The organism is Endozoicomonas sp. YOMI1 (genome assembly GCF_024606345.1).
GTDB lineage: Bacteria > Pseudomonadota > Gammaproteobacteria > Pseudomonadales > Endozoicomonadaceae > Endozoicomonas.
Window position 1 is genome coordinate 1 of sequence record NZ_JAHHPM010000173.1, and the last position, 1,067, is coordinate 1,067.

The following is a 1,067-nucleotide window of genomic DNA, read 5'->3' on the forward strand; positions in this document are numbered from 1 at the left end:
TCTTCTGAATGTTCTTCGGCGGTTAAGTAACAGTGATCTGAGGGTTGCCATCCTTAATTAATGTGAGGAGGAGGCCAAATTGTGCCAACGAATGCACCAGCGGCAAAACCAGCAAAATGACTAGCAGCAAGGTAGCCATAACTTGCATAAGCTATAGGGCAGCTGACAAGGCTAATACAAAAACCTATAAACCCGTAAGGTAGTATTTCAGCTACGCTATTTCCCGCTCCAAAAACAGCTCCAGATAGAGTAGCTGTGCGTACACCAGCAGCCAAAGCGGTCATAACATCACCAGTCTCAGCCAAACCACTGTAAATATTAATAATGCCAGAGGTACCAATAAGAGTTGCCCCAATAAGAGCAGAGCCAGCAGCACCAATAAAAGCATTAGTAGCAATTTGAGATAATTTTCTGGTTCCCCGTTCACGCAATGATCGAGGAGGAGGCATATTCTCAAAAACATATGACGGCACTGGAGCCCTACAGCTAGGACAAGTCTTGGATTGGTCATACCATATAGCAAGACATTTTCTTCCAAAAACATGAGATTCATGGCACGGGAGAACCACTTTTTTATTCTTACATCGAAGATCTTCATTATCTTTTTCATTAAAAGACCCGAGACAGATTTGACATGCATCCGAAACACTCATTGTCATAAAATAAGTTCCATTTCTGTTCATTAGTAAATAATGAGATAAAAAGCTGGCAGAAAAGTTCCCCAAATTTTATGACTTACCCTGTGAAAAGCCGGCGATGCCAGGCGGAAAAACTGTTGCCTCGTCTCAGCTTTGCTCGCTACTTTTGCGACAGCCTCCTCCGTGGGAATGACGCCCTCCTACTTAGCGACCATTCTGGCAATATCATCATGCTCCATACCACTCTGGGCGAAGAAGCGCTTGAGACGATTACACCCGGAGTCGGTCCCGGTACCGTGCCCCAAAGTTCCGGCAATACGTGACAGGTTGACTGAACCCATCTGGATGAGGCCAAAAATAACCAGCGCAATTAACAACAGTAACGTATGCCTCATCTGCCCACCCTCTTTTAAGTGATACAGAGCCATG

Annotated in this window: 1 protein-coding gene and 1 pseudogene; both read right to left on the reverse strand. The window is 45.0% G+C overall.

Annotated features, from left to right (window positions below; all coding sequences use genetic code 11):
- Nucleotides 1-53: 53 nt before the first annotated feature.
- Complete coding sequence (locus KDK15_RS06160) at nt 54-725, reverse strand: RING finger domain-containing protein (protein WP_257294489.1); 672 nt, start codon at nt 723-725, stop codon at nt 54-56.
- 113 nt (nt 726-838) lie between these two features.
- Nucleotides 839-1,067, reverse strand: a pseudogene (locus KDK15_RS06165) (hypothetical protein); the annotation flags it as partial.